Source organism: Massilia pseudoviolaceinigra (assembly GCF_030846505.1).
Lineage (GTDB): Bacteria > Pseudomonadota > Gammaproteobacteria > Burkholderiales > Burkholderiaceae_D > Telluria_A > Telluria_A violaceinigra.
Genome location: NZ_JAVCWL010000020.1, coordinates 76,277 through 101,189 on the forward strand (window position 1 = coordinate 76,277; position 24,913 = coordinate 101,189).

The following is a 24,913-nucleotide window of genomic DNA, read 5'->3' on the forward strand; positions in this document are numbered from 1 at the left end:
GGCGATGTTCTTGTCCAGCCTCAACAGGCAAGAACATTGTCCGCAGATCCGTCGATTCGTGGCCCTGGCACGGTTGAACTGCGTGCACGACGCTGATAGATTGAGGGCTTCCGAATTGTTGGCGCCAGTCGCCACGTCAGGAGTCGCTCATGAGTAACACCAGTCATCGGATCGCTGGAGCGCTACTTGCCGTATCAGCTTGACGTGATATCACGCGGAGGTGATACTTGAATACGCGAAGAAAGCCCACGATTGAGCCTCCGGACATGTGGGTGATGTCTCTGCATGAGGAATTTCAACGTGAGTTCATGCAACTGGATGAAGACATCAGGGACGAGTTATTGGCTGCTGCAAGGGCAATCGAAATTGCGGGTCCAAAACACGGCAGGCCATTGGTCGATACGTTAAAACAGTCGAAATACGACAACATGAAGGAAATCCGTTTCACGTCCCAGGACGGAACACAAATCTGGCGTGCCGCATTTGCTTTCGATCCCGAACGTCGAGGCGTAATCCTGGCGGCCGCAAACAAGCAGGGCAAAAACGAAAATTTGTTCTACAAAAAACTGATTGCTGTAGCCGATGCGCGTTTTGGTTTACACCTGAAAGCACTTGACAGGAAAGAGAAGGAGAAGTGACATGGGGAAATCCATCGCGGAATTGATGAGTGCTCTTCCACCAGAACGCAGGAAGACCATCGAGTCTAAAGCGCAGAAGTACGCGGACAATATGATTGCTCAAGCTGACTCACTGGAAGTTTTACGGAAAGCGGTCGGGCAGACCCAGGCGCAAATAGCCAAGACCTTGGGCATTCAGCAAAATGCGGTATCCCAACTGGAAAAACGGACAGATATCTACGTTTCCACGCTTCAACGTTACGTGAATGCTTTAGGAATGGATCTGGAGATCACGCTGCTTAGTAAAGAAGGCAAAAGAATTCCCCTGCCAAATTTTCATCCCTGGACGGATATGGCGCCTGCGGACGCCCCCGCACTTGGCAAGCTTCCGCTGAAAGCACAGAAAAGAAATGCGGCGACGGCCAAGACGGTAGCGGCGACAACCACCAAGAAAAAAACCACCGCCTGAGCTGGCGTTTGCCTGAGGCGCATCCGGACCTGCATGGACGCCAGCGCAAATACCCAACCCGCAAAAGCGAAAGCCGCTGATTCCTGTAAGAGAATCAGCGGCTTGCTGTATTTGGTTGCGGGGACAGGATTTGAACCTGTGACCTTCGGGTTATGAGCCCGACGAGCTGCCAGACTGCTCCACCCCGCGTCTGTATGTAGCTATTATAGGGGGCTTTTCGTAATTAGGCAATATTAATCCAATCAAGGCGTGCGATAGGGCCTAGCCGAACGCGGGTGCAGGGGCGTCAGCCCCCGTTTACCCTCTGCGCGAACCGCATTGGCCCGGCAATCGGTGTAAAGTAAGCGAAAATCATTCTTCCCATTCCCTATGAAATTTTGTTCCGAGTGCGCCCATCCCGTCGACCTGCTCATCCCCGAGGGCGATAACCGTCCGCGCTATGTCTGCAAGCAATGCGCGGCGATTCACTACCAAAACCCCAAACTTGTCGTCGGCTCCATTCCCGTCTGGCAACCGGAAGGCGAAGAGGTCCGCGTGCTGCTCTGCAAGCGCGCCATCGAACCGCGCCACGGTTTCTGGACCTTGCCGGCCGGCTTCATGGAAAACAGCGAAACGACGGCCGAGGCCGCCGTGCGCGAAACCGAAGAGGAAGCCGGCGCCGACATCGACATCGGCAGCCTGTTCAGCCTGTTGAACGTGGCCCAGGTGCATCAGGTCCACCTGTTCTACCTGGCCCGCCTGCGCAGCCTGGACTTCGCTCCCGGCATTGAAAGCCTGGACGTGCGCATGTTCGCCGAGCACGAGATTCCTTGGGAGGAACTGGCCTTCCCCACCATCCGCAAGACGCTGGAACTGTTTTTCGCCGATTGCGCCCGCATGCGCGAAGGCGGCGGCTTCGGCTTTCACACGCACGACATCGTGCGCCCGATGCGCATCTCCAGCGATCCCGACTAAGCCATGATCCCCTGGCTTGAAACCCATTCGCCGTTTCCCGACGTTTCCGAAGCGCTCACATCGGACGCGCCGGGCCTGCTGGCGGCCGGCGCCGACCTCTCGCCCGAACGCCTGCTGAGCGCCTACCGGCACGGCATCTTTCCCTGGTTTTCCGAAGGCCAACCCATCCTGTGGTGGAGTACCGATCCGCGCATGGTGCTGATGACGGCCGATTTTCGCATCAGCGACAGTCTGCGCAAGGCCCTGCGCCGGGTCGGGCGCAGCATGGAAGAAGGCGGGCGCTGGCAGGTACGCTTCGACTGCGCGTTCGAGGACGTGATGCGCGCCTGCGCCGCCCCGCGCAAGGATGGTCCGGGCACCTGGATTTCGGACGAGATCGTCAAAGGCTATACCGGCCTGCATGCGATGGGCTACGCCCACTCGTCCGAGCTCTGGCTCGATGGCGAATTGGTCGGCGGCGCCTATGGCGTGTGCATAGGACGCATGTTTTACGGCGAATCGATGTTCGCGCGCGTGACTGACGGCTCCAAGATCGCACTGGCATGGCTGGTCGCCTTTTTACGCGGACAGGGCGTGACCATGATCGACTGCCAGCAGGAGACCGGCCACCTGGCTTCGCTGGGCGCCGCCCCCATCTCGCGCGCCGCATTTCTGGCGCATTTAAGCGACGCGATCGCCAAACCGGGCATCGCCGAGTGGAAACCGGGATCGCCATTTACACAGACGCGGTAAACAGCGTAAAGTTTCGCTACAATAGATAACAAGGAAGCAACCAGGGCCACCGATCGCAACTACGCCGTATCGAAAGCGACTGCATGACGCACTTAAACGACCTGCCTTTCTCGACGCTGCAGTTCTACACCACAGCGCCCTACCCGTGCAGCTACCTCGACGCCCGGCAGGCGCGCTCGCAAGTGGCCACCCCGTCGCACCTGATCAACGCCGACGTCTACTCCGAACTGGTCAAAAATGGCTTCCGGCGCAGCGGCATTTTCACCTACCGTCCTTACTGCGACGGCTGCAACGCCTGCATCCCGGTGCGCGTGCGCGCCGCCGAATTCGCGCCCAGCCGCGGCCAGCGGCGCGCCTGGACCCGCCATGCGGGACTGGTGGCCACGGTCGCCAACCTGAGTTTTTCGGACGAACACTACGCGCTCTACCTGCGCTACCAGACCACGCGCCATGTCGGCGGCGGCATGGACCAGGACAGCCGCGACCAGTACGCGCAGTTTTTGCTGCAAAGCCGGGTCAACACGCGCCTGGTGGAGTTTCGCGACCCAGATGACGGCGTGCTGCGCATGGTCTCGATCATCGACGTGCTTTCCGACGGCCTGTCGTCGGTGTACACCTTTTTCGATCCCGACGTACCCGGGGCCTCCTTCGGCACCTACAACGTGCTGTGGCAGATCGCCCAGGCCAGCGAACTGAAACTGCCCTTTGTCTATCTGGGCTACTGGATCGAACAAAGTCCCAAGATGGCCTACAAGATCAACTTCCGCCCGCTCGAAGCGCGCATCGACGGCATCTGGAGTCTGCTCAACCGATAGCAGCTTGTGGGCGGTCGGCGCTGGCACACGGTAAAATGCCGGGACCCGCACCAACCCGAGCACTCCATGTCCCAGAAACTGCTGTATGCCTTAGGTCGTCCCCTGCTGTTCGCGCTCAAGCCCGAGACGGCGCATAACGTCACCCTTCCCGCCCTGCGCAGCGCCGCTGCCATCGGCCTGACCGGTCTGATGAAAAAGCCCGCGCCCGACCCGCGCACCGTCATGGGCATCACCTTCCCCAACCCGGTCGGCCTGGCCGCGGGGCTGGACAAGGATGGCGCCTACATCGACGGCCTGTCGGCGCTCGGTTTCGGCTTCATCGAAGTGGGCACCGTCACGCCCAAGCCGCAGCCGGGCAATCCCAAGCCGCGCATGTTTCGCATCCCGGCCAAGCGCGCCGTGATCAACCGCATGGGCTTTAACAATGGCGGCGTCGACGCCTTTGTGGCCAATGTGCAGGCCTCGAAGTTCTATCAGGATAAGCGCGGCGTACTTGGCCTGAACATCGGCAAGAACGCCAGCACGCCGATCGAAAACGCAGTTGACGATTATCTGCACTGCCTCGAAAAAGTATACCCGTACGCCAGCTACGTGACGGTCAATATCTCCTCGCCCAACACCGCCAACCTGCGCCAGCTGCAGGGCGCGTCGGAACTGGACGCGCTGCTCATGCGGCTCAAGGATGCGCAACTGCGCCTGGCCGACCAGCACAAGCGCTACGTGCCGCTGGCGCTCAAGATCGCACCGGACGTCGACGGCGACCAGATCAAGGATATCGCCGCGGCCCTGCTGCGCCACAAGATCGACGGCGTCATCGCCACCAACACCACGCTCAGTCACCGCCTGGTCGACCGCATGCGGCATGGCCAGGAGACCGGCGGCGTGTCGGGCGAACCGGTGTACGACCTGTCGAACATCGTCATCCGCGCGCTGCGCCAGGAACTGGGCGACGCGCTGCCGATCATCGGCGTGGGCGGCATCATGCGCGGCGCCGATGCAAAAGAGAAGATCAATCTCGGCGCCTCGCTGGTGCAGCTGTACACTGGCCTGATCTATCAAGGACCGGGCCTGATCCGCGAATGCGCGCAGGCCCTTCGACCATAAGGAACGCACCATGATCAGGACCAGGCTCGGACGCACCCCGCTCGAGGTTTCCAAAATCTGCCTCGGCACCATGACCTTCGGCGAGCAAAACAGCGAGGCCGATGCGCACAGCCAGCTCGATTACGCGCTCGAGCGCGGCATCAATTTTGTCGACACCGCCGAAATGTATCCGGTCATGCCGCGTCCCCAGACGCAGGGCGACACCGAGCGCTTTATCGGCAGCTGGCTGAAAAAGAGCGGCAGGCGCGGCGACATCGTCTTGGCCACCAAGGCGGCCGGGCCGAATCCGAACCTGCACTGGGTCCGCGAAGGAAAGCAGAACCTCGACGCCGCCAGCCTGCGCACGGCGGTGGAAAACAGCCTGCGGCGCCTGCAGACCGACCATATCGATTTGTACCAGCTGCACTGGCCGAGCCGGAATGTGCCGATTTTTGGCGCAACCGCGTTCGACCCGACCAAGGAGCGCGAAGCCATTCCGGTCGAAGAGACGCTCGCTGCGCTGGGAAGCCTGATCGACGCCGGCAAGGTCAAGCATGTCGGTTTGTCGAACGAGAGCGCGTGGGGCGTGAGCGAATTTGTCAAGCAGGCCGACATGCGCGGCTTGCCGCGCATCGCCAGCGTCCAGAACCTGTACAACCTGACCGCGCGCAGTTTCGAGACCAGTCTGATGGACGAGACCTGCTACCGCGAGGATGTCGGTTTGCTGGCCTACAGTCCACTGGCGTTCGGGCAGTTGAGCGCGAAGTACCTGGATGATCCCAAGGCGAGCGGACGGTTGACGATTTTTCCGGCGTCGTGGAGCCCGCGTTATCTGCGCGCGCCGGTGCTGGCTGCGGTCAAGGAGTACGCGGCGCTGGCGCGCGCGAACGGCATGACGCCGACGCAGATGGCGCTTGCGTGGTGCTACTCGCGCTGGTTCGTGGCCTCGACCATCATCGGCGCGACCAGCCTGGCGCAGCTGAAGGAAAATATCGATGCGATGTCGGTGACATTGACCCCGGAAGTGGTGGCCGAGATCGACGCGATCCACGACCGCATTACCAACCCGGGCGCGTGATCGCCCCGTCGTTCCGTCACGATATGCCGCGGTAAATGACCTGGTTCAGGCGTCGCGGGTGCGCTCGATCAGCGCCGCCTTGTCCCTGACCAGGTTCGCCGGGCGGCCGGATTCAAGAAAGACCTTCAAGTCGCATAAGACGATGCTGAAACCCTCGGTGGCGTTCACTATCTGATCCATTGCGTCGTCACCGTCGAACCCGCGGACCTCAACGCCGACAACGGTCATGCCGCCCTGCTGCTCGACCAGGCTGATGTCGACGAACAGGCCGCTCCCGGTCCACGTGAACGCAATGTGGCGCGGCCGCTCGAATGCAGTCACGTTCACGCATTCGCTGGCGCCCGCAACCATGAACTGCCATTCCACTTGGGCACCGGGACCGAGCGGAGCGCTTGCGGATTTCAACCAGAAGCTTGTGATGCGGTCAGGCTGGACGAAAGCGTCGAAGGCTTGCGTCGCGGTGCATCGAATCGGCATTTTTGCCTTGGCAACTAGCTCAACCATAGGAATCTCCTTGAAGGGATACGCCTTGTGCGCGAGCAGACATTTTACGCCGCTCTCACCTGACCAGTAGCAAAGCCGCTCACGCCAGGGCGGCACCCGGCGGGAACGGCGCTATGCCGCCAATATCGCGATCTGCCGCAGCCCCCTCGAAAAGCTCGTACTGCTGGGATTTTCCACGAACACGCACTGCTTGCCCGTGCGCTTGCAATGCTCCTTCACACGCCAGTACGCGTTGTGGCTGATGCACCCGGTCTGGCAAATCACCAGATCGGCCGCCGCCAGGTTCGCGTCGAGCAAATCTGCCCCATGCTCCTGCCCTCCGTCATGGTGCGCGAACCTTGCCCCCGCCTCCTCCGTCATGCAGCGGTAACTGGCCACGCTGGCGCTCCTGCCACCGACGCACAGGAGGGTTTTGTCGACCAGCTGCGCCGCGGCGATCGCCTCGGCCGCATCTTCCTCGCACACCGGCGCATCCACCGGCCGCGCCGCCTGCAAGGCATCGAGCTGGCGCGTGGACGCCGCCAATTGCTGGCGCAACTGCGCCAGCTGCGCATCGCGCGCGCCCAGGCGCTGCGCCGCTTCATCGAGTTTCTGCTTGAGCCGCGTGCGCGCTTCCAGATCGGGCACCGACGCGCTCAGTTCCGCCATATCCGCCTGCAGGAACGCAAACTTGCTGTCGCGCGCCACCAGCTCGGCGCGCGCATTCATCAACTGCGCCTGCGCCTGTTCCAGCTCGCGCGCCTTGTCCGCCAGCGTGCGCACGTGGCGCTGCTGCGCCTGCGCCAGTTCGGCCGCCAGCGCCGCATTCTCTTCCTGCAGTTCCAGGTAACGCGCATGGTCGATGCGCGTGGTGGCCCCGGCCTGATGCTGGATCATGTGCATCTCGCGCAGCACCGTGTCCTGCACCAGGAAGTCGCTGCGCGGGTGCGTCAGCGCGGCCCAGAAGGCACCGGCCACGTCGCCCTGCGCGATCGCCTGGCGCCACATCAGCATGACGGCGTCGCCGCTGCGGGCATCGCGAAAGCGCAGCAGCACCAGCGCGTAACGCTGGTCGAGCGCATCCTGCAGCAGGTTCGAGATGCGATTGCGGGTGGCGCATTCGGCCACCGCGCCGACGTGGATTTCGTAGTCGTCGGCCAGCGCCTGGCCGCGCACGCCCTTGTTCACCAGCTTGCGCAGCACGCCGAGCGGCAGGCACACGCCGATCACCGGGCAGTGGGTATTGGCCGGCAGCTCCCACAGACGCTGGCGGCGCGACGACGAGGTGCGCGAAGCCGGTTCGCCGTCAGGGGGGAAGAACCGCGCGAGCGGCTTCTTGGCATCGTGGTCGCACATACGCGTCTCCTTAGTGCAGCTTGGGGCCGTGGCGCGCTTCGTCGATGACGGCGGCGGCGGCGGCGGCGGCATTGGACTGGGCAACGTGGTCGAGCCGCGCCTGGGCGTCGCCGACCATGCCGGACAAGGCGCGGAACGCTTCCGGCGTGAAGCGCACCGAGACATGGTTCAACGACAGGTGCAATACGCTGCATTCGGGGCAGATGCTGACGTGGCCGATGGTGCTGTCGGCGATCGTCACATGCTGGCAAGGTTCGCTTGGATTCTGTGGATGTTTGCTCGGCACGATGCTTCCTTGACGGTATGCAGTGGCTGGCAACGGCGGCGGGCTATGCGTGGGGTGGATGGCTTGCTGAAATCAAGTATAAACGAGAATCATTCGCATTTGCAAGCACGTCGTTCCCACGCCACGGCGGCACCCGGCGGGAAGCCGGTTCTGGCAGTGCCAGAACCGGCAGGCTACGCTTCGCGCGGGGCGTCGGCGTCCAGCGCGCGCTCGATGTCGGCGCGCGAGACATCCGGCGCGAACTGCTCGATGAAGTGATAGGCATACGCGCGAAGATAGGCGCCGCGCCGCACCGCCAGGCGGGTCACATTCGGCGCGAACAGGTGCGACGCTTCGACCGCGCGCAAACCCTTGTCGCGGCCATGATCGAACGCCATCGAGGCCACGATCCCCACGCCCATCCCCAGGCTTACATACTGCTTGATGACGTCCGAATCCATCGCGGTCAGCACGATGTCGGTGCGCACCCCGGCCTTGGCGAACGCCGCATCGATATGCCCGCGCCCCGTGAAGCCCACATCGTAGGTAATGAGCGGATAGCCGGCCAGGTCTTCCAGCCGGATCGGCGAACAATTGAGCAGCGGATGACCGTCCGGCACCACGATCAGATGGCTCCAGCGGTAGCACGGGAACGACACCAGGTCGGGGAACTGCGACAGGCCCTCGGTGGCGATGCCGATATCGGCCTTGCCCGACAAGACCCACTCGGCGATATGATCGGGAGCGCTCTGTTGCAGCGCGATGCGCACGTCCGGAAAATCGTTGCGGAACGACTGCACCACCTTCGGCAAGGCATAGCGCGCCTGGGTGTGGGTCGCGGCGATGGTCAGCGTGCCGCTGTTCTGGCCCGCGTATTCCATGCTGGCCTGCTGCAGGTTCTCGGCCTCCACCAGCAGGCGGTCGATGATTTTCAAGATGCCCTTGCCCGGATCGGTCAGCCCGGTCAGGCGCTTGCCGTTGCGTTCGAAAATCACCACGCCAAGTTCGTCTTCGAGCTCGCGGATCTGGCGGCTCACACCCGGCTGCGACGTGAACAGCGCATTGGCGACCTCGGTCAGGTTGTAGCCGCGCCGGGCCGCTTCGCGGATCGAGCGCAGTTGTTGGAAATTCATATCGCCGCTCCCTGGTCGACGAACACCTGCATCCGGCGCGGACGCACCACCAGGGTTTCGCCTTCCTTCAACTGCAACTGGCGATACCGCTCGTTGGGAATGACCGCTTCGATCAATTCGGCATTGTCGGCGCGCTCCAGGTCGAGCTGCGCCAGCGGACCGATGGCGTGCGCGCGGCGCAGCTTGACGACGATGCCTTCGGCGCCCGGCGTATAGCGGTCGATGTCAAGATCGTGCGGACGCACGTAGGCGATCCCCTGCCCGTTGGTGGCCGACGCATTGCCCGGCACCGAAAAACTGGCGTCGCCGCTGGCCATGATGCCGTCGTTCACGCGTCCATGGAACAGATTCACATTGCCGAGGAAGCCGTACACGAACGGCGAAGCCGGATTGTTGTACACCTGCTCGGGGGAGCCGAGCTGCTCGACCCGGCCCTTGTTCATCAACACCACCTGATCCGACACTTCCAGCGCTTCTTCCTGGTCGTGGGTGACGAAGATGCTGGTCACGTGCAGGTCGTCATGCAGGCGGCGCAGCCAGCGCCGCAATTCCTTGCGCACCTTGGCGTCGAGCGCGCCGAACGGCTCGTCGAGCAGCAGCACGCGCGGTTCCACCGCCAGCGCGCGCGCCAGCGCAATGCGCTGGCGCTGCCCGCCCGAGAGCTGCGGCGGATGGCGGTCGGCCAGCCAGTCGAGCTGCACCAGTTCGAGCAGCTGCTGCACCTTGTGGCGGATCTGCTGTTCGTTCGGACGGTCCTTGCGCGGCTTGACGCGCAGCCCGAAGGCGACGTTCTCGAACACGGTCATGTGCTTGAACAGCGCATAGTGCTGGAACACGAAGCCGACCTGGCGCTCGCGCACGTGGCGGTCCGACGCATCCTGGCCGTCGAGCAGCACGCGCCCGCTGTCCGGATGCTCCAGGCCCGCGATGATGCGCAGCAGCGTGGTCTTGCCGCAGCCTGAAGGGCCGAGCAGCGCGGTCAGTTCGCCCGAAGGGAACTGCAGCGACACGTTGTCGAGGGCGACAAAATCGCCGAACCGCTTGTTGATGTTACTGACTTCGATCGTCATGATCCGTGCTCCATGTTGCGTGCTTCGGCGTGAAACGCGATCGTTTCGCGCAAACGCCATTCGACAAAGGTTTTGATCGCCAGGGTCACCAGCGCCAGCATTGCCAGCAGCGAGGCGACGGCAAAGGCGGCCGCGAAGTTGTATTCGTTGTAGAGGATTTCCACATGCAGCGGCATGGTGGTGGTTTCGCCGCGGATGTGGCCCGACACCACCGACACCGCGCCGAACTCGCCCATCGCGCGGGCATTACACAAGATCACGCCGTACAGCAGGCCCCATTTGATGTTCGGCAGCGTCACGCGCCAGAAGGTGTTCCAGCCGGAGGCACCCAGTACCAGCGCGGCCTCTTCTTCCTCGTTGCCCTGCGACTGCATCAGCGGAATCAGTTCGCGCGCCACGAAGGGGAAGGTGATGAAGACGGTGGCCAGCACGATGCCCGGCACCGCGAACAGGATCTTGATGTCATTGGCGGCGAGCCAGCCGCCGAACCAGCCCTGGGCGCCGAACATGAGCACATAGATCAGGCCCGCGATCACCGGCGAGACCGAAAACGGCAGGTCGATCAGCGTGAGCAGAATGGCTTTGCCGCGGAACTCGAACTTGGCGATGCACCAGGCCGCGCACACGCCGAACACCAGGTTGAACGGCACCGAGATGAAGGCGACGATCAGGGTCAGCTTGATGGCGGCGACGGCGTCCGGGTCGGTGATGGCCGCCACGTAGACCTCGATGCCCTTCTTGAACGCTTCCGCAAACACGGCGGCCAGCGGAATGAACAGGAACAGGGTCAGGAACGCAAAGGCGACCAGCTTGAGCAGCAGGCTGACCCAGACCGGTTCGAGCGGGTGCGAGCGGCGCAGGAACCAGTCCCTGAGCGAGCGGCGCTTGGGCGCGGCGCCTTTGGCGGCGGGCGACCCCGCCTGGTTAATCACGGTGCTCATTTTTTCCCCGTCCTGGCGCGGGTCCACGCCTGTAGCAGATTGATGGCCAACAGCAGCGCAAAGGAGGCCAGCAGCATCACCACGGCGATGGCGGTGGCGCCGGCGTAGTTGTACGCTTCGAGCTTGATGTAGATGAGGAGCGGCGTGATCTCGGAAATCATCGGCTGGTTGCCGGCGATGAAAATGACCGAGCCGAATTCGCCGGTGGCGCGCGCGAACGAGAGCGCGAAGCCGGTCAGCAGGGCCGGCATCACGGCCGGGAACACCACGCGCGTGAAGGTTTGCCAGGCATTGGCGCCCAGGCTGGCGGCGGCTTCCTCGAGTTCCTTTTCCAGGTCTTCCAGCACCGGCTGCACCGTGCGCACCACAAAGGGCAAGCCGATGAAGGTGAGCGCGACCACCACGCCGAGCGGCGTGTACGAGACCTTGATGCCAAGTTCGGTGAAGTACTTGCCGATCCAGCCATTGCTCGAGTACAGCGCGGTCAAGGTGATGCCGGCCACCGCGGTGGGCAGCGCGAACGGCAGGTCGACCAGCGCGTCCATGAAGCGCTTGCCCGGAAATTCGTAACGCACCAGCACCCACGCGACGATGCCGCCGAAGACCGTGTTAATCACCGCCGCAACGAAGGACGCGCCGAAGCTCAAGCGATACGAGGCCACCGCCTGCTCCGACGCGACCACCTCCCAGAACGCTTCCCAGGTCATGGCGAAGGTCTTGAGAAAGACCGACGACAGCGGGATCAGGACGATCAGGCAGAGATAAAAAACGGTGAACCCGAGGGTCAGGCCGAAGCCGGGCAAGACCCGGCGCGGCGCTTTTCTCGGAAGGGGATGGACGGCGGACATGGGGCCTCTTATTACAAATTCGTCTAATAGGCGGCAATAATCGCACTTGAACCTCATAACGCAAACGAAGCATTTCTTATTTGCATAGATCGATAGGCTATTAGGATTTGACCGACGGGTTTGCCCGCTCATAGAAAGGCGCGGCTTGAGCGGACGCAAACGCTGTCCGGAACGGCTGAACCCGGTTAGGGCCGGCGCGGTCTGACCAACACAGACCAGGAGGAAGCATGGACCTACATGACCGTTTGCAGGTGAGTTCCGGCAAGCAGGCGACGGCGGGCAATTGCCGGGCGCCGGACGCGTTGCTCAGTGTCCGGGTGCCGCCGGCGCTGCGCGCCATCTTCCACGTCTGGGCGCAGGTGTGCGATCCGGCGCCGATGCTGCCGCGCGGCGGCGACATGCAGGCGCTGGTGGCGGCCTACGTGCGCCTGGGCGCCGCCACGGGGGCGGCACCGGTCGAGCGCGAGCTGCTGGTGCGGGTGTATGTCAACGCGGCGCTGAACTGCGAGTTTGCGCTGTGGACCGAACTGCGCCACGAAGCGGCGGCGGTGCTGCGCTGGCTGGCGCCCATCGTCGCCGCCGACCCGTCCCTGCGCGCGCGCGTGGCGCAGGCGTGGCCGTGCAAGAGCGCTCCGGACGCGGATTAATAGATCAGTTTGGCCGCCACCAGGGTCAGCGTGGTCGCCAGCAAGGCGCGCAGGAAACCTTCCGGCACCGACTTGGCCACCCAGGAACCGAGGGTAATGCCCGGCAGCGAGCCGATCAGGAGCATGGCGAGCAGGCCCCAGTTGATCGAACCCAGCCACCAGTGGCCGAAGGCGGCAATCGCGGTCAGTGGCACGGCATAGGCGATATCGGTACCGGCCACTTCGGCCGCGCTCAAGCGTGGATACAGCATGACGAGCAAGGTGGCGCCAATGGCGCCGGCGCCGATCGACGATACCGTGACCAGCACGCCGAGCACCGCGCCTGCGATGATGGTGGCGGCCGCCAGCGGCCTGCCCTGCAGCTGGCGCCCGGGCTTGGCGTTGACCCACGCCAGCATCTTGCCTTTGAACAGCAGCGCAACCACGGTCAGCATGACCGAGCCGGCGATGGAGTAACGGATGATCTGGCCGATTTCCTTGTCGAGGGCGCCGAACTGCTTGAGCGCCAGGGTCGTGGCCACGGCGGCCGGCAAGGCGCCGAAGCAGAGGTGGCGCACGATATCCCAGCGCACCGTGCCGCGCAGGCGGTGGGTGAAGGTACCGGCCGATTTGGTGATCGAGGCAAAAGCGAGGTCGGTGCCGACGGCGACCGAGGGCGGCACGCCGAACAGCAAGGTCAGCAGCGGAGTCATGAGGGATCCGCCGCCGACGCCGGTCATGCCGACCAGCAGGCCGACCGCGAAACCTGAAATGATGTACGTAAGTTGCATGGATGAGTCCCTAGAATACCCGCAAGGGTATAGGGACTCAGCCGTTATTCAAACAACGGAAAGCTTATTTGCTTATGCGTTTCGCCGCGCAAGGGGCGCGCGGCGGCCTGCTTTACTTGTTCGGCTGGGGCGTGACGCGCAGATAGGCACGCTCGGCCGTGTAGCCTTTCGGATATTTTTGCTTGAGCAGTTCAGGATCCTGCACGCTCAGCGGGATGATGACATCGTCCCCGTCGCGCCAGTTGCCGGGCGTGGCCACGGTGTAGGCATCGGTCAATTGCAGGGCGTCGATGACGCGCAGCACTTCATCGAAGTTGCGCCCGGTACTCATCGGATAGGTGATCGACAGGCGGATCTTTTTGTTAGGATCGATCACGAACAGCGAACGCACCGTCGCCGTGGCCGACTGTTCCGGGTGGATCATGTCGTACAGGGCCGCCACTTTTTTGTCGGCATCGGCGATGATCGGAAAGCCCACCACGGTTTTTTGCGTTTCTTCGATATCCTTGATCCAGGTTCTGTGCAGTTCGGCCGGATCGACCGACAGGGCGATGGCTTTCACGTTGCGCTTGTCGAATTCGGGTTTGAGCTTGGCGGTGAGGCCCAGCTCGGTAGTGCAGACGGGCGTGAAGTCGGCCGGGTGCGAAAACAGCACCACCCAGGAGTCGCCTGCCCATTCGTGAAACTTGATCGTTCCCAGCGAAGAATCCTGCTCGAAATCGGGAGCGGTATCGCCCAAACGTAAACTCATTGTGATCTCCAATCGTTCGTCAAAAGTAGTAGGCGGATGTCAATCATGCCGAAAAAGCCAGCAACCTATTGTGCGCCAATTCGGCCAGCCGCTGCAAATATTGTTGGCCGGCGGCCCAGTCGCCCAGGCCCGAGTCGGCATTGATGTGCCCCAGCCTGCCCTCCTCGACCAGCTCGCTGCCCCAGCGGCGCGCCCACAAGGCCGCATGCGGCGCACTCATCCACGGATCGTTGACGCTACTGATCAAGATGCTAGGGCAATCGAGCGGCAGCGCCGGCAAGCGGTCGGCCACGCCGAACTTGTCGGGATCGGCGGGCGCGACCAGCAGCGCACCGGCCACGCCGTCGCAGTTGCGGGCGATGCTGTGCACGGCGGTCAGGCAGCCGAAGCTGTGCGCCACCAGCAGCGCGGGACGCGGATCGGCGCGGCGCTGCTGGTCCAGCCGCGCGGCCCAGGCGGCCAGGTCGGGCTGGTCGAAGTCATCCTGGCGCACGCGCACGAATTCCGGGTGCAGGTGCTGCCAGCGCGACTGCCAATGGCCCGGTCCGCTGTCATGCAGTCCGCTGACCACGATTACTTGAAAATGGGGAAAGAGTTCCGACATGGCGCCACCTCCTGGACCACCAGAATACGGCGCGACTGCGCGAAAGCGAAGGAATCGTTTCGCGCTTCGATATACCGCCCGCGCATATGGCGGGCCGCTTGAGGGTATACGTTCCGGGTACTAGTAGAAGCGGTTGAACAGCACCACGGTCCAGGAGGCGATGGCGATCAGGACCGCCAGCATGACGGCGGCGCTGCCGAAATCCTTGGCGTTCTTCGACAGCGGATGGCGTTCGAGCGAGACGCGATCGACCACGGCTTCGATGGCCGAGTTGATCAGTTCGACGATCAGCACCAGCACCAGCACGGCAATCAGGAACAGTTTCTGGAAAGACGAGACCGGCAACACCAGCGCGACGATGGCGCCGACAACCACGACCATCAGTTCCTGGCGGAACGCGTGTTCGTGCGCCCAGGCGGATTTGAAACCGTCGATGGAATAGCTTGTCGCGGCCAGAATGCGCTTGAAGCCGCTTTTACTTTTAAAATCACTGACAGGCTGGGTCATGGATACTCTTCAAAATAACAGGTAATGCACATTATGCCCCGCCCCGCCGCCGGTGCGCCATCTTTGCGGCGCGTCACAGGGAAATTGCCAATCCTTTTCACATTGTGGTATAAAGTAAGGACATATACTGCACTGCACCAACCACATCATGAAAATCGACACCGTTGACGCGCCCAAAACCTCGATTCAGGTGATCGAGCGCATGGTGGCCCTGCTCGACGCGCTGGCCAACTATACCGACCCGGTGAGCTTGAAGGAATTGTCCAAGGTATCCGGACTGCATCCCTCGACGGCACACCGGATTCTCAATGACATGGTCATCACGCGCTTCGTGGACCGGGTCGAACCGGGGACCTATCGCCTCGGCATGCGCTTGCTGGAACTGGGCAATGTGGTCAAGAGCCGGCTGTCGGTGCGCGAAGCGGCGCTCGACTTCATGCGCTCGCTGCACAAGAAGACCCAGCAGACGATCAATCTGTCGGTGCGCCAGGGGGATGAGATCGTGTATATCGATCGCGCGTTTTCGGAGCGCTCCGGCATGCAGGTGGTGCGCGCGATCGGCGGCCGCGGTCCGCTGCATCTGACCTCGACCGGGAAGCTGTTTTTGTCGGTGGACGAGCCGAAGGCGATCAGGGCGTATGCCACCCGCACCGGGCTGGCGGGGCATAACAAGAATTCGATTACCGATCTGAGCAAGCTGGAACGCGAGCTGAGTCTGGTCAGGTCGCGCGGCTATGCGCGCGATAACGAAGAGCTGGAACTGGGCGTGCGCTGCATGGCGGCGGGCATCCATGACGATTCGGGCAAGCTGATTGCGGGCTTGTCGATATCGGCGCCGGCTGACCGCTTGCAGGAGGAATGGCTGGAGGATCTGGTGACGACGGCGAGCCAGATTTCGGCGACGCTGGGGTATACGGGGCCGGCGATTTAAGCGTCTTCCTCAAGTCCGTCATTCCCGCCTGCGCGGGAAGTCATTTCTGCCAATGGCAGAAATGACGGTTTAAGATGTTGTAGTACTAAATAAGTCACACTTAAGTCAAACCCGGCGGCCGTAACGCTTCCAGCCAGCGCCGCATCCGCCCGGCATCGGCCGTGCGCGATTGCTTGCCCTTCGAATCGAGGAACACCATGATCACCGCGCGGCCCTGAATCACGGTCTGCATCACCAGGCAGCGCCCCGCTTCATTAATAAACCCGGTCTTCTGCAAACCGATATCCCAATCCGGCATCGCCACCAGATAGTTGGTATTGTTGTAATGCATCAGCCTGCCGCCCGCATCGACCGTCGATTTCGGATCGGTCGAATACTGGCGCAGTAGCGGTTCGTTATAAGCGGACATGGCCAGCTTGGCCAGATCGCGCGCGCTGGCGACATTGCGGCTCGATAGCCCGCTCGAATCGACATAGCGCGTATCGTTCATTCCCAGCTGGTACGCCTTGGCATTCATCGCCGCGACAAATCCCGCCACCCCACCCGGATAATTGCGCGCCAGCGCGGCCGCGGCCCGGTTCTCCGAGCTCATCAGCGCAATATGCAGCAGGTTGGCGCGCGTCATCTGCGAACCGACGCGCAGGCGCGAACTGGTGAATTTTTCGTGGTCGACGTCATCCTCGGTGATGGTCAGGACCTCGTCCAGGTCTTGCCTGGCCTCCACCACGATCAGACCCGTCATCAGCTTGGTGATCGAGGCGATCGGCAAGGCGATATTGGCATTCTTCTCGAACAATACCTCGGCATTATTCTGGTCCAGCACGAAAGCGACGTTGGACTTGAGGTCGAGCGCATCGCGTGTCTGGTTCAGGCCAGCCAGATCGCCCGCGCTCTGGCGCACCCGTTCGGGCAGCGAGGCGGCAACGATCACGCGCTGGTACACCACCTTGCGTTTGCCACGGACCATGACCGTACGGCGCACCATCGTGTTGCGGCTTTCGGCCATCGGACGCAATGCGATCTCGCGGCGCTGCACGCGCGACTTGACCACGACATGCTTCTTGGCCTTGCCCGCGCTGGTGGTGCGCTCGGCCCTGGCCTTGGCCTTGACCTTGGCTTCCACCGGCGGCGTGAAAACTAACAGCAGGGAAGCGATGGCGCTCAACACTAACTTATACATCTGGAAATCCTTTGAAGCGAGCTGACCTAGTATCGCTGCAGTCTAGCAAAGTGCTCAGCAATCGCAAGCGAATTTAACATTCGGGGGAAGTCTTGTGCTGAGCTACAACATTGCGTAGCCAGGCCGCTTCTTGCATGGACACAGTGTACGCGTTTATTCCATAAAGCGAACAAAGCTTGCCACCGGTTCGCGCGCCGTCACCAGGGTGTTCTCGATCTTGTCCGGATCGGCGTAGCCCAGTGCCATGCCGCATACCAGCATCTCAGTGGGGGGCAGCTGAAGATGTTCGGCAATGACCTGGTGATACGGTGTGAAGGCCGCCTGCGGACAGGTGTCGAGGCCGCGGCCACGCGCGGCGACCATGATGTTTTCGAGGAACATGCCGTAATCGAGCCAGGAGCCCTGCTCCAGCACCCGGTCGATGGTGAAAATCAGCCCCACCGGCGCATCGAAGAAGCGGTAATTGCGGCCGAACTGCGCGTGCATGCCGGCCTTGTTGTCGCGCTCCAGGCCGAGCAGCGAATACAGGTCCAGGCCCACCTTGCGGCGCCGCTCGATGTAGGGCGAGGTCCATTCACGCGGATAGTAGGGATATTCTTCCACATGCTGTTTGGCCAGCGCGGGATCGTTATGCACGGCCAGGATCGCTTCGGCCAGCTTGTCCTTGGCCTGCCCGGTCAGCACGGTGACCTTCCATGGCTGGATATTGGTGCCGGACGGTGCGCGAGCGCTCACTTCCAGGATCCGCTCGATATCTTCGCGCGCGACCGGGGTCGGCAGGAAGGCGCGGATCGAACGGCGCGAGCCGATGGCAGCGTCCACGATGTCTTGCTCTTTACTTAACAACATTGCTTCTCCTATTTTTTAACGACACACACCACACCGATGACCGCCACGACCATGCCGGCCACGCCCAGCCAGCTGAAGGCTTCGCCGAACATCAGCCAGGCCATGATGGCGGTGGTCGGCGGCGTCAGGTACAGCAGGCTGGTCACCTGGGTCGCATCGCTGCGGCGAATTAACTGAAACAGCAGGAAGATGGCGCCGATCGACAGCGCAAACACCGACCACATCCACGCACCGATGAAACGCGGTGTCCATTCGATGCTGGCGAGGCCTGGATCGAGTCCCTCGAACAGAATGGCGACCGGCAACAGCACCGCCACCGTGGACGCAAACTGGATCACGGTGCCGGTGCGCAAATCGAAGCGCGGGCAAAAATGTTTCTGGTACATCGTTCCCGCGGTGATCGACAGCAGCGCCATGACGCTGAAACCGATCGCCAGCCCCGACAGACCAACCAGGGTGATCTTGGCATACACGACCAGGGCCACGCCAGTCAGGCCAAAGAGCAGGCCCAGCCACTGGCGCGGACGCACCGTTTCGCCGATCAGGGGAGCGCAAGCGGCGGTGAGGATCGGTTGCATGCCGACGATCAGGGCGGTGACCCCGGCCGGCATGCCGAGCTTGATCGCGCACCAGACGCCGCCAAGGTAGCCGGCCTGAAGCAACAGACCGGCCACGGCGATATGGCCGATGCTGCCCTTGGGCCAGGGCGCTTTCCAGATCAGGACGATGGGCAGCAAGACCACCAGCACGGCAACACAGCGCAGCAGCAGGAAGGTCAGCGGCGGCGCATAGGGCAAGCCGAACTTCGCGACAATGAAGCCTGTACTCCACAATAGGACGAAAAACACCGGCATTGGCGACAGCCAGGGCGCACTGTGGCGCGGCGCAGCATTTTTTAAAGCTTCGTTTGACATATATCAATAGCCGCCATCGACGTCAAAACGTCAAGGCGCCGCATCAAGAGGTTGAACTGCGCGAGCAGCGAGTCTAGCATGCGCGCCATTGCCATGTTACCAAGGCCCATTTTGTCTATGACACGAGGCTGCTTGAGGGCATGCGCGGCAGCGCATTTTCAGCCTCCGGGCAAGCCGTTTCTTCCGAGGGCCGGAGATTTGTGCACTGCACAAGATTCGCTTGACACTGCTCTAAAAATCATTAAAATGGTCTTTGTTGCGCTGCACAATCCTATTGTTCAGCCTTGGCTTGACAGGTTTTTCTGCCTCACCGGTTCAACGCAGCATTTATCAACAATACAATTAATTATTATTTGGAGAATATATATGTTTGCAATCCCTGAGCAGTTTTCGAACGCCACCAAAGCTAACTTCGAATCGCAGTTCGCGCTGTATTCGTCACTGACGTCGAAAGCGTTTGAAAGCATTGAAAAGCTGGTCGAGCTGAACATCACCGCTGCCAAGGCAACGCTGGAAGAGTCGTCGATCGCTACCAAGCAACTGCTGTCGGCCAAGGATCCACAAGAATTTTTCTCGCTGACCGCCGCCCAGGCGCAGCCAACGGCTGAAAAAGCCATGTCGTACAGCCGCCAGCTGGCCGCTATCGCCACCGGCACCCAGGCTGAGTTCAGCAAGGCTGCCGAATTCCAGATCGCCGAAACCAACCGCAAGGTGATTTCGCTGGTTGACGAAGTGAGCAAGAATGCACCGGCCGGTTCGGAAAACGTCGTTGCCGCCATCAAGGCATCGATCGGCAATGCCAACGCTGGCTACGAGCAGCTGACCAAGACCGCCAAGCAAGCTAAAGAAGCCATGGAAACCAATGTGAACGCAGCGGTATCGCAGTTCACCCAGGCTGCACAGAACGTTGCTGCACGTACCACCAAGCGCTAATCCAGCGCAGTGTTGCTGAAGTAAAAAAACCCCGCGTTGCGGGGTTTTTTTATGGCTTGTCGCATGCTGCGTCGGCCCCGCGCGGGCGCGGATTTGGCCGATGCCGGGACGACGGCATCGTTAGTAAGGCGGATCGGTGCACTTGCCCAGCGTTTCCCCTCGATTATTCGCTATCGTCGTCGCAAGAGCACCGGTCCGAGCCAGGACAATGGAGTCGACGCAGGCGGGACCAGTCCCTTTGCGGGTAGGATATGGCACTTCGGGCCGGAACTTATGCACCCACCCCCAGGAATCGATTTCCACCTTTTCATCCCTGAAGAATAATCTGTCGTCGCCGTTTTCCGGATTACGCACAGTCAGCGAACCGTCCTCGCCCAGTACCATGATATACGCGGCAGTCGCCCGTCCGCCCGTCCGGGAAGTCCAATGCCAGGTGTCGTTTGATTTGTAGACAACGAAATTGCCGTCGTACTGCACCACCGCATACGAGCCGCCCGGTTTCGACCTGAACCCGGTCGGAATCATCAATCCCCCGCCCACGGCGTACAGGACCAGGTTGCCGTCGTTGCCTTGCATGACCAGCCGGTAGAGGCCGTTGCGTGACGTGATATATTGGTCACCCGTCAGCCGGACGTCGACCTGCATGATATTGGGACCGGTAGGCGCGGCAGCGCCGGCGCTCGCGCTGGCAGCGACGGCCAGAACGCCTGCAAGAAGTTTCATCATCTCATTCCCCTTAAAACACAGCAAAAAGCATCGCCAGCCAACAGCGCTGGCGCAGCAGGTTTTGATATGATGCACATGACATTTAGTCAAGGTTAATCAATACCCATTCTTACTGTATGCCTGATTCCGTGTTCTCCCTTTGACCATCAGCGCGCCAGCGGCAAATCGCCCGGGTCGCGGCGGGACGACGCGGCGATGCCGCCGTCGATGCCGGTTCGTGATTTATCTAGAGTAATTTTGGACGGAAAGCGAGTTCCCGCCCGGGGTCAGGACGGGCCACGGCAGCGGCCCGGAGTGCCCGCTCACATGCTCCATGGGCAACAGCGCGCCGAGTCCATGGTCCCAGGCTGGGAAATTGCAACGAGATGGGCATGGCATGGCGCCTGCCCTGCAATGAAGAGAAACCGGTCAAACGATGTAACCGTCCTGCGAAAAAACCGCCCCCTATTCCTCGCCCAGATAGGCTGCCTTGACGCGCGGATCGTGCAGCATGTCTTGCGCATTGCCGCCCATGATGATCGCGCCCGAATCCATCACGTAGCCGCGGTTGGCCGCTTCCAGCGCCAGCTTCGCGTTCTGCTCCACCAGCAGGACCGTGATGCCCTGCTTGTGCACGTCGCGGATCACCTCGAAAATCTTTTCCACCATGATCGGCGCCAGGCCCATCGATGGCTCGTCGAGCAGCAACAGCTTCGGGTGGCTCATCAGCGCGCGCGCCATCGCCAGCATCTGCTGCTCGCCGCCCGACAGGGTGCCCGCCATCTGCGCCGCGCGCTCCTTGAGGCGCGGAAACACCGAAAACCACTTCTCCACATCGGCCTCGATGCCAGCCTTGTCGTCGCGCGTGTAGGCGCCCATCAGCAGGTTCTCGTGGATCGACATGCGCGTGAACACGCCCCGCCCTTCCGGCACCATGGCCAGTTTTTTCTGCACCAGCTCGAACGACTTGCTGCCCTTGAGCGACTGGCCCATATAGCTGATCACGCCTTCGACCTTGCAGTCCGGCAAGGTGCCGGTGATGGCTTTCAAGGTGGTGGTCTTGCCGGCGCCATTGGCGCCGATCAGGGTCACCAGCTCACCCTTGTTCACTTCCAGGTCGATGCCCTTGACAGCCTTGATGCCGCCATACGCCACCTTCAAGCCCTGGATTCTCAGAATATTGTCGCTCATGCGTGAGCACCTCCCAGGTAGGCTTCGATCACTGCCGGATTTTTCTGTATGTCGGCCGGTAAGCCTTCCGCGATCGGTTTGCCGTATTCGAGCACGGTGATGCGGTCGCACAAGCCCATCATCAGCTTGACGTCGTGCTCGATCAGCAGCACGGTCTTGCCTTCCTGCTTGATCTTGATGAGCAGTTCGCGCAGCGCCAGCTTTTCGGTCGCGTTCATGCCGGCGGCCGGTTCGTCCAGCGCCAGCAGTTGCGGCTCGGTCGCCAGCGCGCGCGCGATTTCGAGGCGGCGCTGGTCGCCGTAGGACAAAAATTTCGAGGTGCGCTTGGCATACGCGCCGATCCCCACGAAATCGAGCAATTCCTGCGCCCGCGCGCGAATCGCCGCTTCTTCCAGGCGCGCCGCCTTGTGCCGGAACACGGCGCCGAACACGCCCTGATGGGTGCGCACGTGGCAGCCGACCATCACGTTTTCCAGCGCCGTCATCTCGCCGAACAGGCGGATGTTCTGGAAGGTACGGGCGATCCCGGCCTTGGCCACCGCATGCGGGGCCGACGGCGAATAAGGTTTCCCGGCCAGCTCGAAAGTGCCGGTGTCGGGCTGGTACAGCCCGGTAATGACATTGAAAAAGGTGGTCTTGCCGGCGCCGTTCGGCCCGATCAGGCCGTAAATCTGGCCGCGCATGATCTTGATGCCGACGTTGGTCAGCGCTTGCAAACCGCCAAAGCGCTTGTTGACGCCGGAAATATTGAGAATGACTTGTTCGCTCATCTGGATATCCTTACGCCGCCATCAGGCCGGCAACTCGCCGGTTTTGTTGGTTTCGGCGGCCTCGGGCCGGTCTTCGTGCTTGGGAGCGGGCCACAGGCCGGCCGGACGGTTGAGCATGATCAGCACCATCGCCAGGCCGTACAGCAGCTGGCGCAGCACTTCCGCTTCGATCAGCACCTTGCCGAAAAGGGTCATCTGCAGCGGTTCGACCACGTGGCGCAGCACTTCCGGCAAGGCCGCGAGCAGCACGCCGCCCATGATCACGCCGGGAATGTGGCCGATACCGCCCAGCACCACCATCGCCAGCACGGCGATCGATTCGGTCAGCGAGAACGATTCGGGCGACACGAAGCCCTGGAACGAGGCAAACATGGCGCCGGCCACGCCGCCGAACGAGGCGCCCATGGTGAACGCCAGCAGCTTGACGTTGCGGGTGTTGATGCCCATGGCCTTGGCGGCGATTTCATCTTCGCGGATCGCCACCCAGGCGCGGCCCAGGCGCGAGTGCTGCAGGCGCGTGGTGACGAACACGATGGCGATGCACAGGAACAGGAACAGAAAATAGTAAGCGTTCACTGACGGCATGCCGTAACTGCCGATGAAGACGGTCGCTTTCGAGCCCGGTTCGCCAGCCAGCGAGACGCCGAAAATGCGGATCGGATCGATCAGGTTGATGCCCTGCGGACCGTTGGTGAAGTTGATCGGGTCGTTCAGGTTGTTCATGAAAATGCGGATGATCTCGCCGAAACCGAGGGTCACGATGGCCAGGTAGTCGCCACGCAGCTTGAGCGTGGGGGCGCCGAGCAGGGCGCCGAAGAAACCGGCCGTGGCCGCCGCCAGGGGCACGATCAGCCAGACCGACAGGTGAATCCCGGTTTCCCGGATTTCCGCCCCCATGATCGCGACCAGCCATTCCCCGAACACCGGATACTGGTTGACCACCGATTCGAGCAGCGCGGCAAATTGCGGCGAAGCCAACAGGCCCGTCATGTAGGCGCCGACCGCAAAGAACGCGATGTAGCCGAGGTCGAGCAGGCCGGCGAAGCCGACCACGATGTTCAATCCCAGCGCCAGCATGATGTACAGCAGGGCCATGTCGATGATGCGCACCCACGAGTTGCCGAATTGCTGGGCAACGAAGGGGAAGATCAGCAAGGTCAGCAGCAGCGCGACCATGCTGATGCGGGCCTGGCGCGGATGGTTTTCAAGGTCGAATGAGAGCAGAGCCATGATGTTCCTTTTCTGTTCCGGTCAGGCGCGGTCGGCGACGCGTTCGCCCATGATGCCGGAGGGCCGGATCGTGAGTACGATAATCAGGACCACGAAAGCGAAGATATCCTGGTAATGGCTGCCCAAAAAGCCGCCGGTCAGGTCGCCGATATAGCCGGCGCCGAGCGCTTCGATCAGGCCGAGCAGGATGCCGCCGATCATGGCGCCGTAAATATTGCCGATGCCGCCCAGTACCGCGGCCGAGAACGCTTTCAGGCCGGGCAGGAAGCCCATCGCGAACTGGATCGAGGAATAGTTGGCGCCCCACATCACGCCGGCCACGGCGGCCAGCGCCGCGCCGATGGCGAAGGTGGCCACGATGACCTTGTTCGAATCGACGCCCATCAGACCGGCCACGCGGGGATTTTCGGCGGTGGCGCGCATGGCGCGTCCCAGCCTGGTTTTTTCGACCAGCAGCACCAGCGCGCCCATCGACATGGCCGCCAGCGCCAGCAACAGCACCTGGGTCTGGGAAATCACGGCGCCGCCGATATGCAGCGGCTCGCTCGAGAGCAGTTGCGGGAACGATAGCGGGCTGCGGCCCCAGATCATCATCGAGAACGTGGTGAGCAGGGTGGAAATGCCGATGGCGGTAATCAGGGGGGCAAGGCGGGGGGCGTTGCGCAGGCGCCGGTAAGCGACCCGTTCGATGAGGACATTGACGATCATGCACACCGGAATGGCGCCGGCGATGGCAATGGCCAGGTTCGCATAGCCGGGCAAGCCGGGCGCCACGATTTCCAGCCCCTTGAGGATGGACAAGCCGACCATGGCCCCGATCATCAGCACGTCGCCGTGGGCAAAGTTAATGAGGTTGAGCACCCCGTACACCATGGTGTAGCCCAGCGCGACCAGAGCGTACATGCTGCCGAGCACAAGGCCGTTGATAATTTGTTGGATAAAGGTATCCATGATGACCTCATTTTATTTCGTTCTAACAAAAACGGCACCCGGGGAAACCCCCGTAGTGCCGCTCCTGGCCTCACGCCGCCAATTCACAAACTCCGCCTCCCCGGGCCACGGGAATGGCAGTTTTTCATGTCTTTGC

At 62.0% G+C, this 24,913-nt stretch carries 29 protein-coding genes and 1 tRNA gene; 10 read left to right on the plus strand and 20 right to left on the minus strand.

Annotation, left to right across the window (positions count from 1 at the left end):
* The first annotated feature begins 227 nt into the window (after window positions 1–227).
* A complete protein-coding gene (locus RBA40_RS19955; RefSeq protein WP_306649502.1) occupies window positions 228–638 on the plus strand; it encodes a type II toxin-antitoxin system RelE/ParE family toxin in 411 nt (136 codons plus the stop codon).
* 1 nt (window position 639) lies between these two features.
* The gene (locus tag RBA40_RS19960) at window positions 640–1,086 is read left to right on the plus strand and encodes a helix-turn-helix domain-containing protein (protein ID WP_306649503.1); all 447 of its coding nucleotides are present in this window, start codon (window positions 640–642) and stop codon (window positions 1,084–1,086) included.
* A 112-nt stretch (window positions 1,087–1,198) separates the two neighbouring features.
* On the opposite strand, the gene RBA40_RS19965 is transcribed toward RBA40_RS19960, so the two are convergent.
* Window positions 1,199–1,275, minus strand: a tRNA-Met gene (locus tag RBA40_RS19965).
* Window positions 1,276–1,455: 180 nt separating this feature from the next.
* Between RBA40_RS19965 and RBA40_RS19970 the strand changes: the two genes are divergently transcribed.
* The 5 genes from RBA40_RS19970 (at window position 1,456) to RBA40_RS19990 (ending at window position 5,748) form a co-directional block, all read left to right on the plus strand.
* Window positions 1,456–2,040 carry an NUDIX hydrolase gene (locus tag RBA40_RS19970; RefSeq protein ID WP_306649504.1) on the plus strand — a complete coding sequence of 195 codons (585 nt, stop codon included), beginning with the start codon at window positions 1,456–1,458 and terminating at the stop codon, window positions 2,038–2,040.
* A gap of 3 nt (window positions 2,041–2,043) precedes the next feature.
* Complete coding sequence (aat, locus tag RBA40_RS19975; RefSeq protein WP_306649505.1) at window positions 2,044–2,772, plus strand: leucyl/phenylalanyl-tRNA--protein transferase; 729 nt, start codon at window positions 2,044–2,046, stop codon at window positions 2,770–2,772.
* Window positions 2,773–2,855: 83 nt separating this feature from the next.
* On the plus strand, window positions 2,856–3,587 hold the full coding sequence (locus RBA40_RS19980) for an arginyltransferase (protein ID WP_306649506.1): 732 nt from the start codon (window positions 2,856–2,858) through the stop codon (window positions 3,585–3,587).
* 66 nt (window positions 3,588–3,653) lie between these two features.
* The gene (locus RBA40_RS19985) at window positions 3,654–4,691 is read left to right on the plus strand and encodes a quinone-dependent dihydroorotate dehydrogenase (RefSeq protein WP_306649507.1); all 1,038 of its coding nucleotides are present in this window, start codon (window positions 3,654–3,656) and stop codon (window positions 4,689–4,691) included.
* Between the two features lie 10 nt (window positions 4,692–4,701).
* Complete coding sequence (locus RBA40_RS19990; RefSeq protein WP_306649508.1) at window positions 4,702–5,748, plus strand: aldo/keto reductase; 1,047 nt, start codon at window positions 4,702–4,704, stop codon at window positions 5,746–5,748.
* A 45-nt stretch (window positions 5,749–5,793) separates the two neighbouring features.
* Here RBA40_RS19990 and RBA40_RS19995 read toward each other — a convergent pair whose 3' ends face one another.
* From RBA40_RS19995 to cysT, 7 genes are all read right to left on the minus strand, one after another.
* Complete coding sequence (locus RBA40_RS19995; RefSeq protein ID WP_306649509.1) at window positions 5,794–6,252, minus strand: SRPBCC domain-containing protein; 459 nt, start codon at window positions 6,250–6,252, stop codon at window positions 5,794–5,796.
* Between the two features lie 111 nt (window positions 6,253–6,363).
* Window positions 6,364–7,587, minus strand: coding sequence for a DUF2325 domain-containing protein (locus tag RBA40_RS20000; protein WP_306649510.1), 1,224 nt, complete (start codon window positions 7,585–7,587; stop codon window positions 6,364–6,366).
* 10 nt (window positions 7,588–7,597) lie between these two features.
* On the minus strand, window positions 7,598–7,873 hold the full coding sequence (locus RBA40_RS20005) for a hypothetical protein (RefSeq protein WP_208640123.1): 276 nt from the start codon (window positions 7,871–7,873) through the stop codon (window positions 7,598–7,600).
* A gap of 173 nt (window positions 7,874–8,046) precedes the next feature.
* Window positions 8,047–8,985: a CysB family HTH-type transcriptional regulator gene (locus RBA40_RS20010; protein WP_099875514.1), complete on the minus strand. Its 939-nt coding sequence runs from the start codon at window positions 8,983–8,985 to the stop codon at window positions 8,047–8,049.
* Complete coding sequence (locus tag RBA40_RS20015; RefSeq protein WP_099875513.1) at window positions 8,982–10,055, minus strand: sulfate/molybdate ABC transporter ATP-binding protein; 1,074 nt, start codon at window positions 10,053–10,055, stop codon at window positions 8,982–8,984. The genes RBA40_RS20010 and RBA40_RS20015 overlap by 4 nt, the downstream gene beginning before the upstream one ends.
* Window positions 10,052–10,996, minus strand: coding sequence for a sulfate ABC transporter permease subunit CysW (gene cysW / locus RBA40_RS20020; protein ID WP_099875512.1), 945 nt, complete (start codon window positions 10,994–10,996; stop codon window positions 10,052–10,054). The genes RBA40_RS20015 and cysW overlap by 4 nt, the downstream gene beginning before the upstream one ends.
* The gene (gene cysT, locus RBA40_RS20025) at window positions 10,993–11,844 is read right to left on the minus strand and encodes a sulfate ABC transporter permease subunit CysT (protein WP_306649511.1); all 852 of its coding nucleotides are present in this window, start codon (window positions 11,842–11,844) and stop codon (window positions 10,993–10,995) included. Before cysT ends, cysW begins: the two co-directional genes overlap by 4 nt.
* A 227-nt stretch (window positions 11,845–12,071) precedes the next feature.
* Here cysT and RBA40_RS20030 point away from each other — a divergent pair, with 227 nt between their 5' ends.
* A complete protein-coding gene (locus RBA40_RS20030) occupies window positions 12,072–12,491 on the plus strand; it encodes a hypothetical protein (RefSeq protein WP_306649512.1) in 420 nt (139 codons plus the stop codon).
* Here RBA40_RS20030 and RBA40_RS20035 read toward each other — a convergent pair.
* The 4 genes from RBA40_RS20035 to RBA40_RS20050 all read right to left on the minus strand — a co-directional run bounded on the left by RBA40_RS20035 (window position 12,488) and on the right by RBA40_RS20050 (window position 15,123).
* A complete protein-coding gene (locus RBA40_RS20035; RefSeq protein ID WP_306649513.1) occupies window positions 12,488–13,261 on the minus strand; it encodes a sulfite exporter TauE/SafE family protein in 774 nt (257 codons plus the stop codon). The two genes, RBA40_RS20030 and RBA40_RS20035, sit on opposite strands and share 4 nt — an antisense overlap.
* Before the next feature lie 112 nt (window positions 13,262–13,373).
* Window positions 13,374–14,012, minus strand: a complete 639-nt coding sequence (locus RBA40_RS20040) for a peroxiredoxin (protein ID WP_306649514.1) — start codon at window positions 14,010–14,012, stop codon at window positions 13,374–13,376.
* A 43-nt stretch (window positions 14,013–14,055) separates the two neighbouring features.
* A complete protein-coding gene (locus RBA40_RS20045) occupies window positions 14,056–14,616 on the minus strand; it encodes an RBBP9/YdeN family alpha/beta hydrolase (protein WP_306649515.1) in 561 nt (186 codons plus the stop codon).
* Window positions 14,617–14,736: 120 nt separating this feature from the next.
* On the minus strand, window positions 14,737–15,123 hold the full coding sequence (locus tag RBA40_RS20050; RefSeq protein WP_306649516.1) for a diacylglycerol kinase: 387 nt from the start codon (window positions 15,121–15,123) through the stop codon (window positions 14,737–14,739).
* A 148-nt stretch (window positions 15,124–15,271) separates the two neighbouring features.
* Here RBA40_RS20050 and RBA40_RS20055 point away from each other — a divergent pair, with 148 nt between their 5' ends.
* The gene (locus RBA40_RS20055) at window positions 15,272–16,054 is read left to right on the plus strand and encodes an IclR family transcriptional regulator (protein ID WP_306649517.1); all 783 of its coding nucleotides are present in this window, start codon (window positions 15,272–15,274) and stop codon (window positions 16,052–16,054) included.
* Window positions 16,055–16,154: 100 nt separating this feature from the next.
* Here RBA40_RS20055 and pbpG read toward each other — a convergent pair whose 3' ends face one another.
* The 3 genes from pbpG to RBA40_RS20070 form a co-directional block, all read right to left on the minus strand.
* A complete protein-coding gene (gene pbpG / locus RBA40_RS20060) occupies window positions 16,155–17,234 on the minus strand; it encodes a D-alanyl-D-alanine endopeptidase (RefSeq protein ID WP_306649518.1) in 1,080 nt (359 codons plus the stop codon).
* 153 nt (window positions 17,235–17,387) lie between these two features.
* On the minus strand, window positions 17,388–18,083 hold the full coding sequence (locus RBA40_RS20065; protein WP_306649519.1) for a nitroreductase: 696 nt from the start codon (window positions 18,081–18,083) through the stop codon (window positions 17,388–17,390).
* An 8-nt stretch (window positions 18,084–18,091) separates the two neighbouring features.
* Window positions 18,092–18,997, minus strand: coding sequence for a DMT family transporter (locus RBA40_RS20070; RefSeq protein ID WP_306649520.1), 906 nt, complete (start codon window positions 18,995–18,997; stop codon window positions 18,092–18,094).
* 366 nt (window positions 18,998–19,363) lie between these two features.
* Here RBA40_RS20070 and phaP point away from each other — a divergent pair, with 366 nt between their 5' ends.
* Window positions 19,364–19,930, plus strand: coding sequence for a TIGR01841 family phasin (gene phaP, locus RBA40_RS20075; protein WP_306649565.1), 567 nt, complete (start codon window positions 19,364–19,366; stop codon window positions 19,928–19,930).
* Between the two features lie 120 nt (window positions 19,931–20,050).
* Here the strand turns inward: phaP and RBA40_RS20080 are convergent, their stop codons facing one another.
* From RBA40_RS20080 to RBA40_RS20100, 5 genes are all read right to left on the minus strand, one after another.
* Complete coding sequence (locus RBA40_RS20080) at window positions 20,051–20,656, minus strand: hypothetical protein (protein WP_306649521.1); 606 nt, start codon at window positions 20,654–20,656, stop codon at window positions 20,051–20,053.
* A gap of 444 nt (window positions 20,657–21,100) precedes the next feature.
* Window positions 21,101–21,826 (minus strand): ABC transporter ATP-binding protein, encoded by a 726-nt coding sequence (locus RBA40_RS20085; RefSeq protein WP_306649522.1) that lies wholly within the window; start codon window positions 21,824–21,826, stop codon window positions 21,101–21,103.
* On the minus strand, window positions 21,823–22,596 hold the full coding sequence (locus tag RBA40_RS20090) for an ABC transporter ATP-binding protein (RefSeq protein ID WP_099875497.1): 774 nt from the start codon (window positions 22,594–22,596) through the stop codon (window positions 21,823–21,825). Before RBA40_RS20090 ends, RBA40_RS20085 begins: the two co-directional genes overlap by 4 nt.
* A 21-nt stretch (window positions 22,597–22,617) precedes the next feature.
* Window positions 22,618–23,826, minus strand: coding sequence for an ABC transporter permease subunit (locus tag RBA40_RS20095; RefSeq protein ID WP_306649523.1), 1,209 nt, complete (start codon window positions 23,824–23,826; stop codon window positions 22,618–22,620).
* A gap of 21 nt (window positions 23,827–23,847) precedes the next feature.
* A complete protein-coding gene (locus RBA40_RS20100; RefSeq protein ID WP_306649524.1) occupies window positions 23,848–24,777 on the minus strand; it encodes a branched-chain amino acid ABC transporter permease in 930 nt (309 codons plus the stop codon).
* Between the last annotated feature and the right edge of the window lie 136 nt (window positions 24,778–24,913).

Excerpts from the sequence above, each read along its gene's own strand:
- RBA40_RS19960 (WP_306649503.1), top strand. The coding sequence starts at position 640 with ATGGGGAAATCCATCGCGGAATTGATGAGTGCTCTTCCACCAGAACGC.
- RBA40_RS19970 (WP_306649504.1), top strand. The coding sequence starts at position 1,456 with ATGAAATTTTGTTCCGAGTGCGCCCATCCCGTCGACCTGCTCATCCCC.
- aat (WP_306649505.1), top strand. The coding sequence starts at position 2,044 with ATGATCCCCTGGCTTGAAACCCATTCGCCGTTTCCCGACGTTTCCGAA.
- RBA40_RS19980 (WP_306649506.1), top strand. The coding sequence starts at position 2,856 with ATGACGCACTTAAACGACCTGCCTTTCTCGACGCTGCAGTTCTACACC.
- RBA40_RS19985 (WP_306649507.1), top strand. The coding sequence starts at position 3,654 with ATGTCCCAGAAACTGCTGTATGCCTTAGGTCGTCCCCTGCTGTTCGCG.
- RBA40_RS19990 (WP_306649508.1), top strand. The coding sequence starts at position 4,702 with ATGATCAGGACCAGGCTCGGACGCACCCCGCTCGAGGTTTCCAAAATC.
- RBA40_RS19995 (WP_306649509.1), bottom strand. The coding sequence starts at position 6,252 with ATGGTTGAGCTAGTTGCCAAGGCAAAAATGCCGATTCGATGCACCGCG.
- RBA40_RS20000 (WP_306649510.1), bottom strand. The coding sequence starts at position 7,587 with ATGTGCGACCACGATGCCAAGAAGCCGCTCGCGCGGTTCTTCCCCCCT.
- RBA40_RS20010 (WP_099875514.1), bottom strand. The coding sequence starts at position 8,985 with ATGAATTTCCAACAACTGCGCTCGATCCGCGAAGCGGCCCGGCGCGGC.
- RBA40_RS20015 (WP_099875513.1), bottom strand. The coding sequence starts at position 10,055 with ATGACGATCGAAGTCAGTAACATCAACAAGCGGTTCGGCGATTTTGTC.
- cysW (WP_099875512.1), bottom strand. The coding sequence starts at position 10,996 with ATGAGCACCGTGATTAACCAGGCGGGGTCGCCCGCCGCCAAAGGCGCC.
- cysT (WP_306649511.1), bottom strand. The coding sequence starts at position 11,844 with ATGTCCGCCGTCCATCCCCTTCCGAGAAAAGCGCCGCGCCGGGTCTTG.
- RBA40_RS20030 (WP_306649512.1), top strand. The coding sequence starts at position 12,072 with ATGGACCTACATGACCGTTTGCAGGTGAGTTCCGGCAAGCAGGCGACG.
- RBA40_RS20035 (WP_306649513.1), bottom strand. The coding sequence starts at position 13,261 with ATGCAACTTACGTACATCATTTCAGGTTTCGCGGTCGGCCTGCTGGTC.
- RBA40_RS20040 (WP_306649514.1), bottom strand. The coding sequence starts at position 14,012 with ATGAGTTTACGTTTGGGCGATACCGCTCCCGATTTCGAGCAGGATTCT.
- RBA40_RS20045 (WP_306649515.1), bottom strand. The coding sequence starts at position 14,616 with ATGTCGGAACTCTTTCCCCATTTTCAAGTAATCGTGGTCAGCGGACTG.
- RBA40_RS20050 (WP_306649516.1), bottom strand. The coding sequence starts at position 15,123 with ATGACCCAGCCTGTCAGTGATTTTAAAAGTAAAAGCGGCTTCAAGCGC.
- RBA40_RS20055 (WP_306649517.1), top strand. The coding sequence starts at position 15,272 with ATGAAAATCGACACCGTTGACGCGCCCAAAACCTCGATTCAGGTGATC.
- pbpG (WP_306649518.1), bottom strand. The coding sequence starts at position 17,234 with ATGTATAAGTTAGTGTTGAGCGCCATCGCTTCCCTGCTGTTAGTTTTC.
- RBA40_RS20065 (WP_306649519.1), bottom strand. The coding sequence starts at position 18,083 with ATGTTGTTAAGTAAAGAGCAAGACATCGTGGACGCTGCCATCGGCTCG.
- RBA40_RS20070 (WP_306649520.1), bottom strand. The coding sequence starts at position 18,997 with ATGTCAAACGAAGCTTTAAAAAATGCTGCGCCGCGCCACAGTGCGCCC.
- phaP (WP_306649565.1), top strand. The coding sequence starts at position 19,364 with ATGTTTGCAATCCCTGAGCAGTTTTCGAACGCCACCAAAGCTAACTTC.
- RBA40_RS20080 (WP_306649521.1), bottom strand. The coding sequence starts at position 20,656 with ATGATGAAACTTCTTGCAGGCGTTCTGGCCGTCGCTGCCAGCGCGAGC.
- RBA40_RS20085 (WP_306649522.1), bottom strand. The coding sequence starts at position 21,826 with ATGAGCGACAATATTCTGAGAATCCAGGGCTTGAAGGTGGCGTATGGC.
- RBA40_RS20090 (WP_099875497.1), bottom strand. The coding sequence starts at position 22,596 with ATGAGCGAACAAGTCATTCTCAATATTTCCGGCGTCAACAAGCGCTTT.
- RBA40_RS20095 (WP_306649523.1), bottom strand. The coding sequence starts at position 23,826 with ATGGCTCTGCTCTCATTCGACCTTGAAAACCATCCGCGCCAGGCCCGC.
- RBA40_RS20100 (WP_306649524.1), bottom strand. The coding sequence starts at position 24,777 with ATGGATACCTTTATCCAACAAATTATCAACGGCCTTGTGCTCGGCAGC.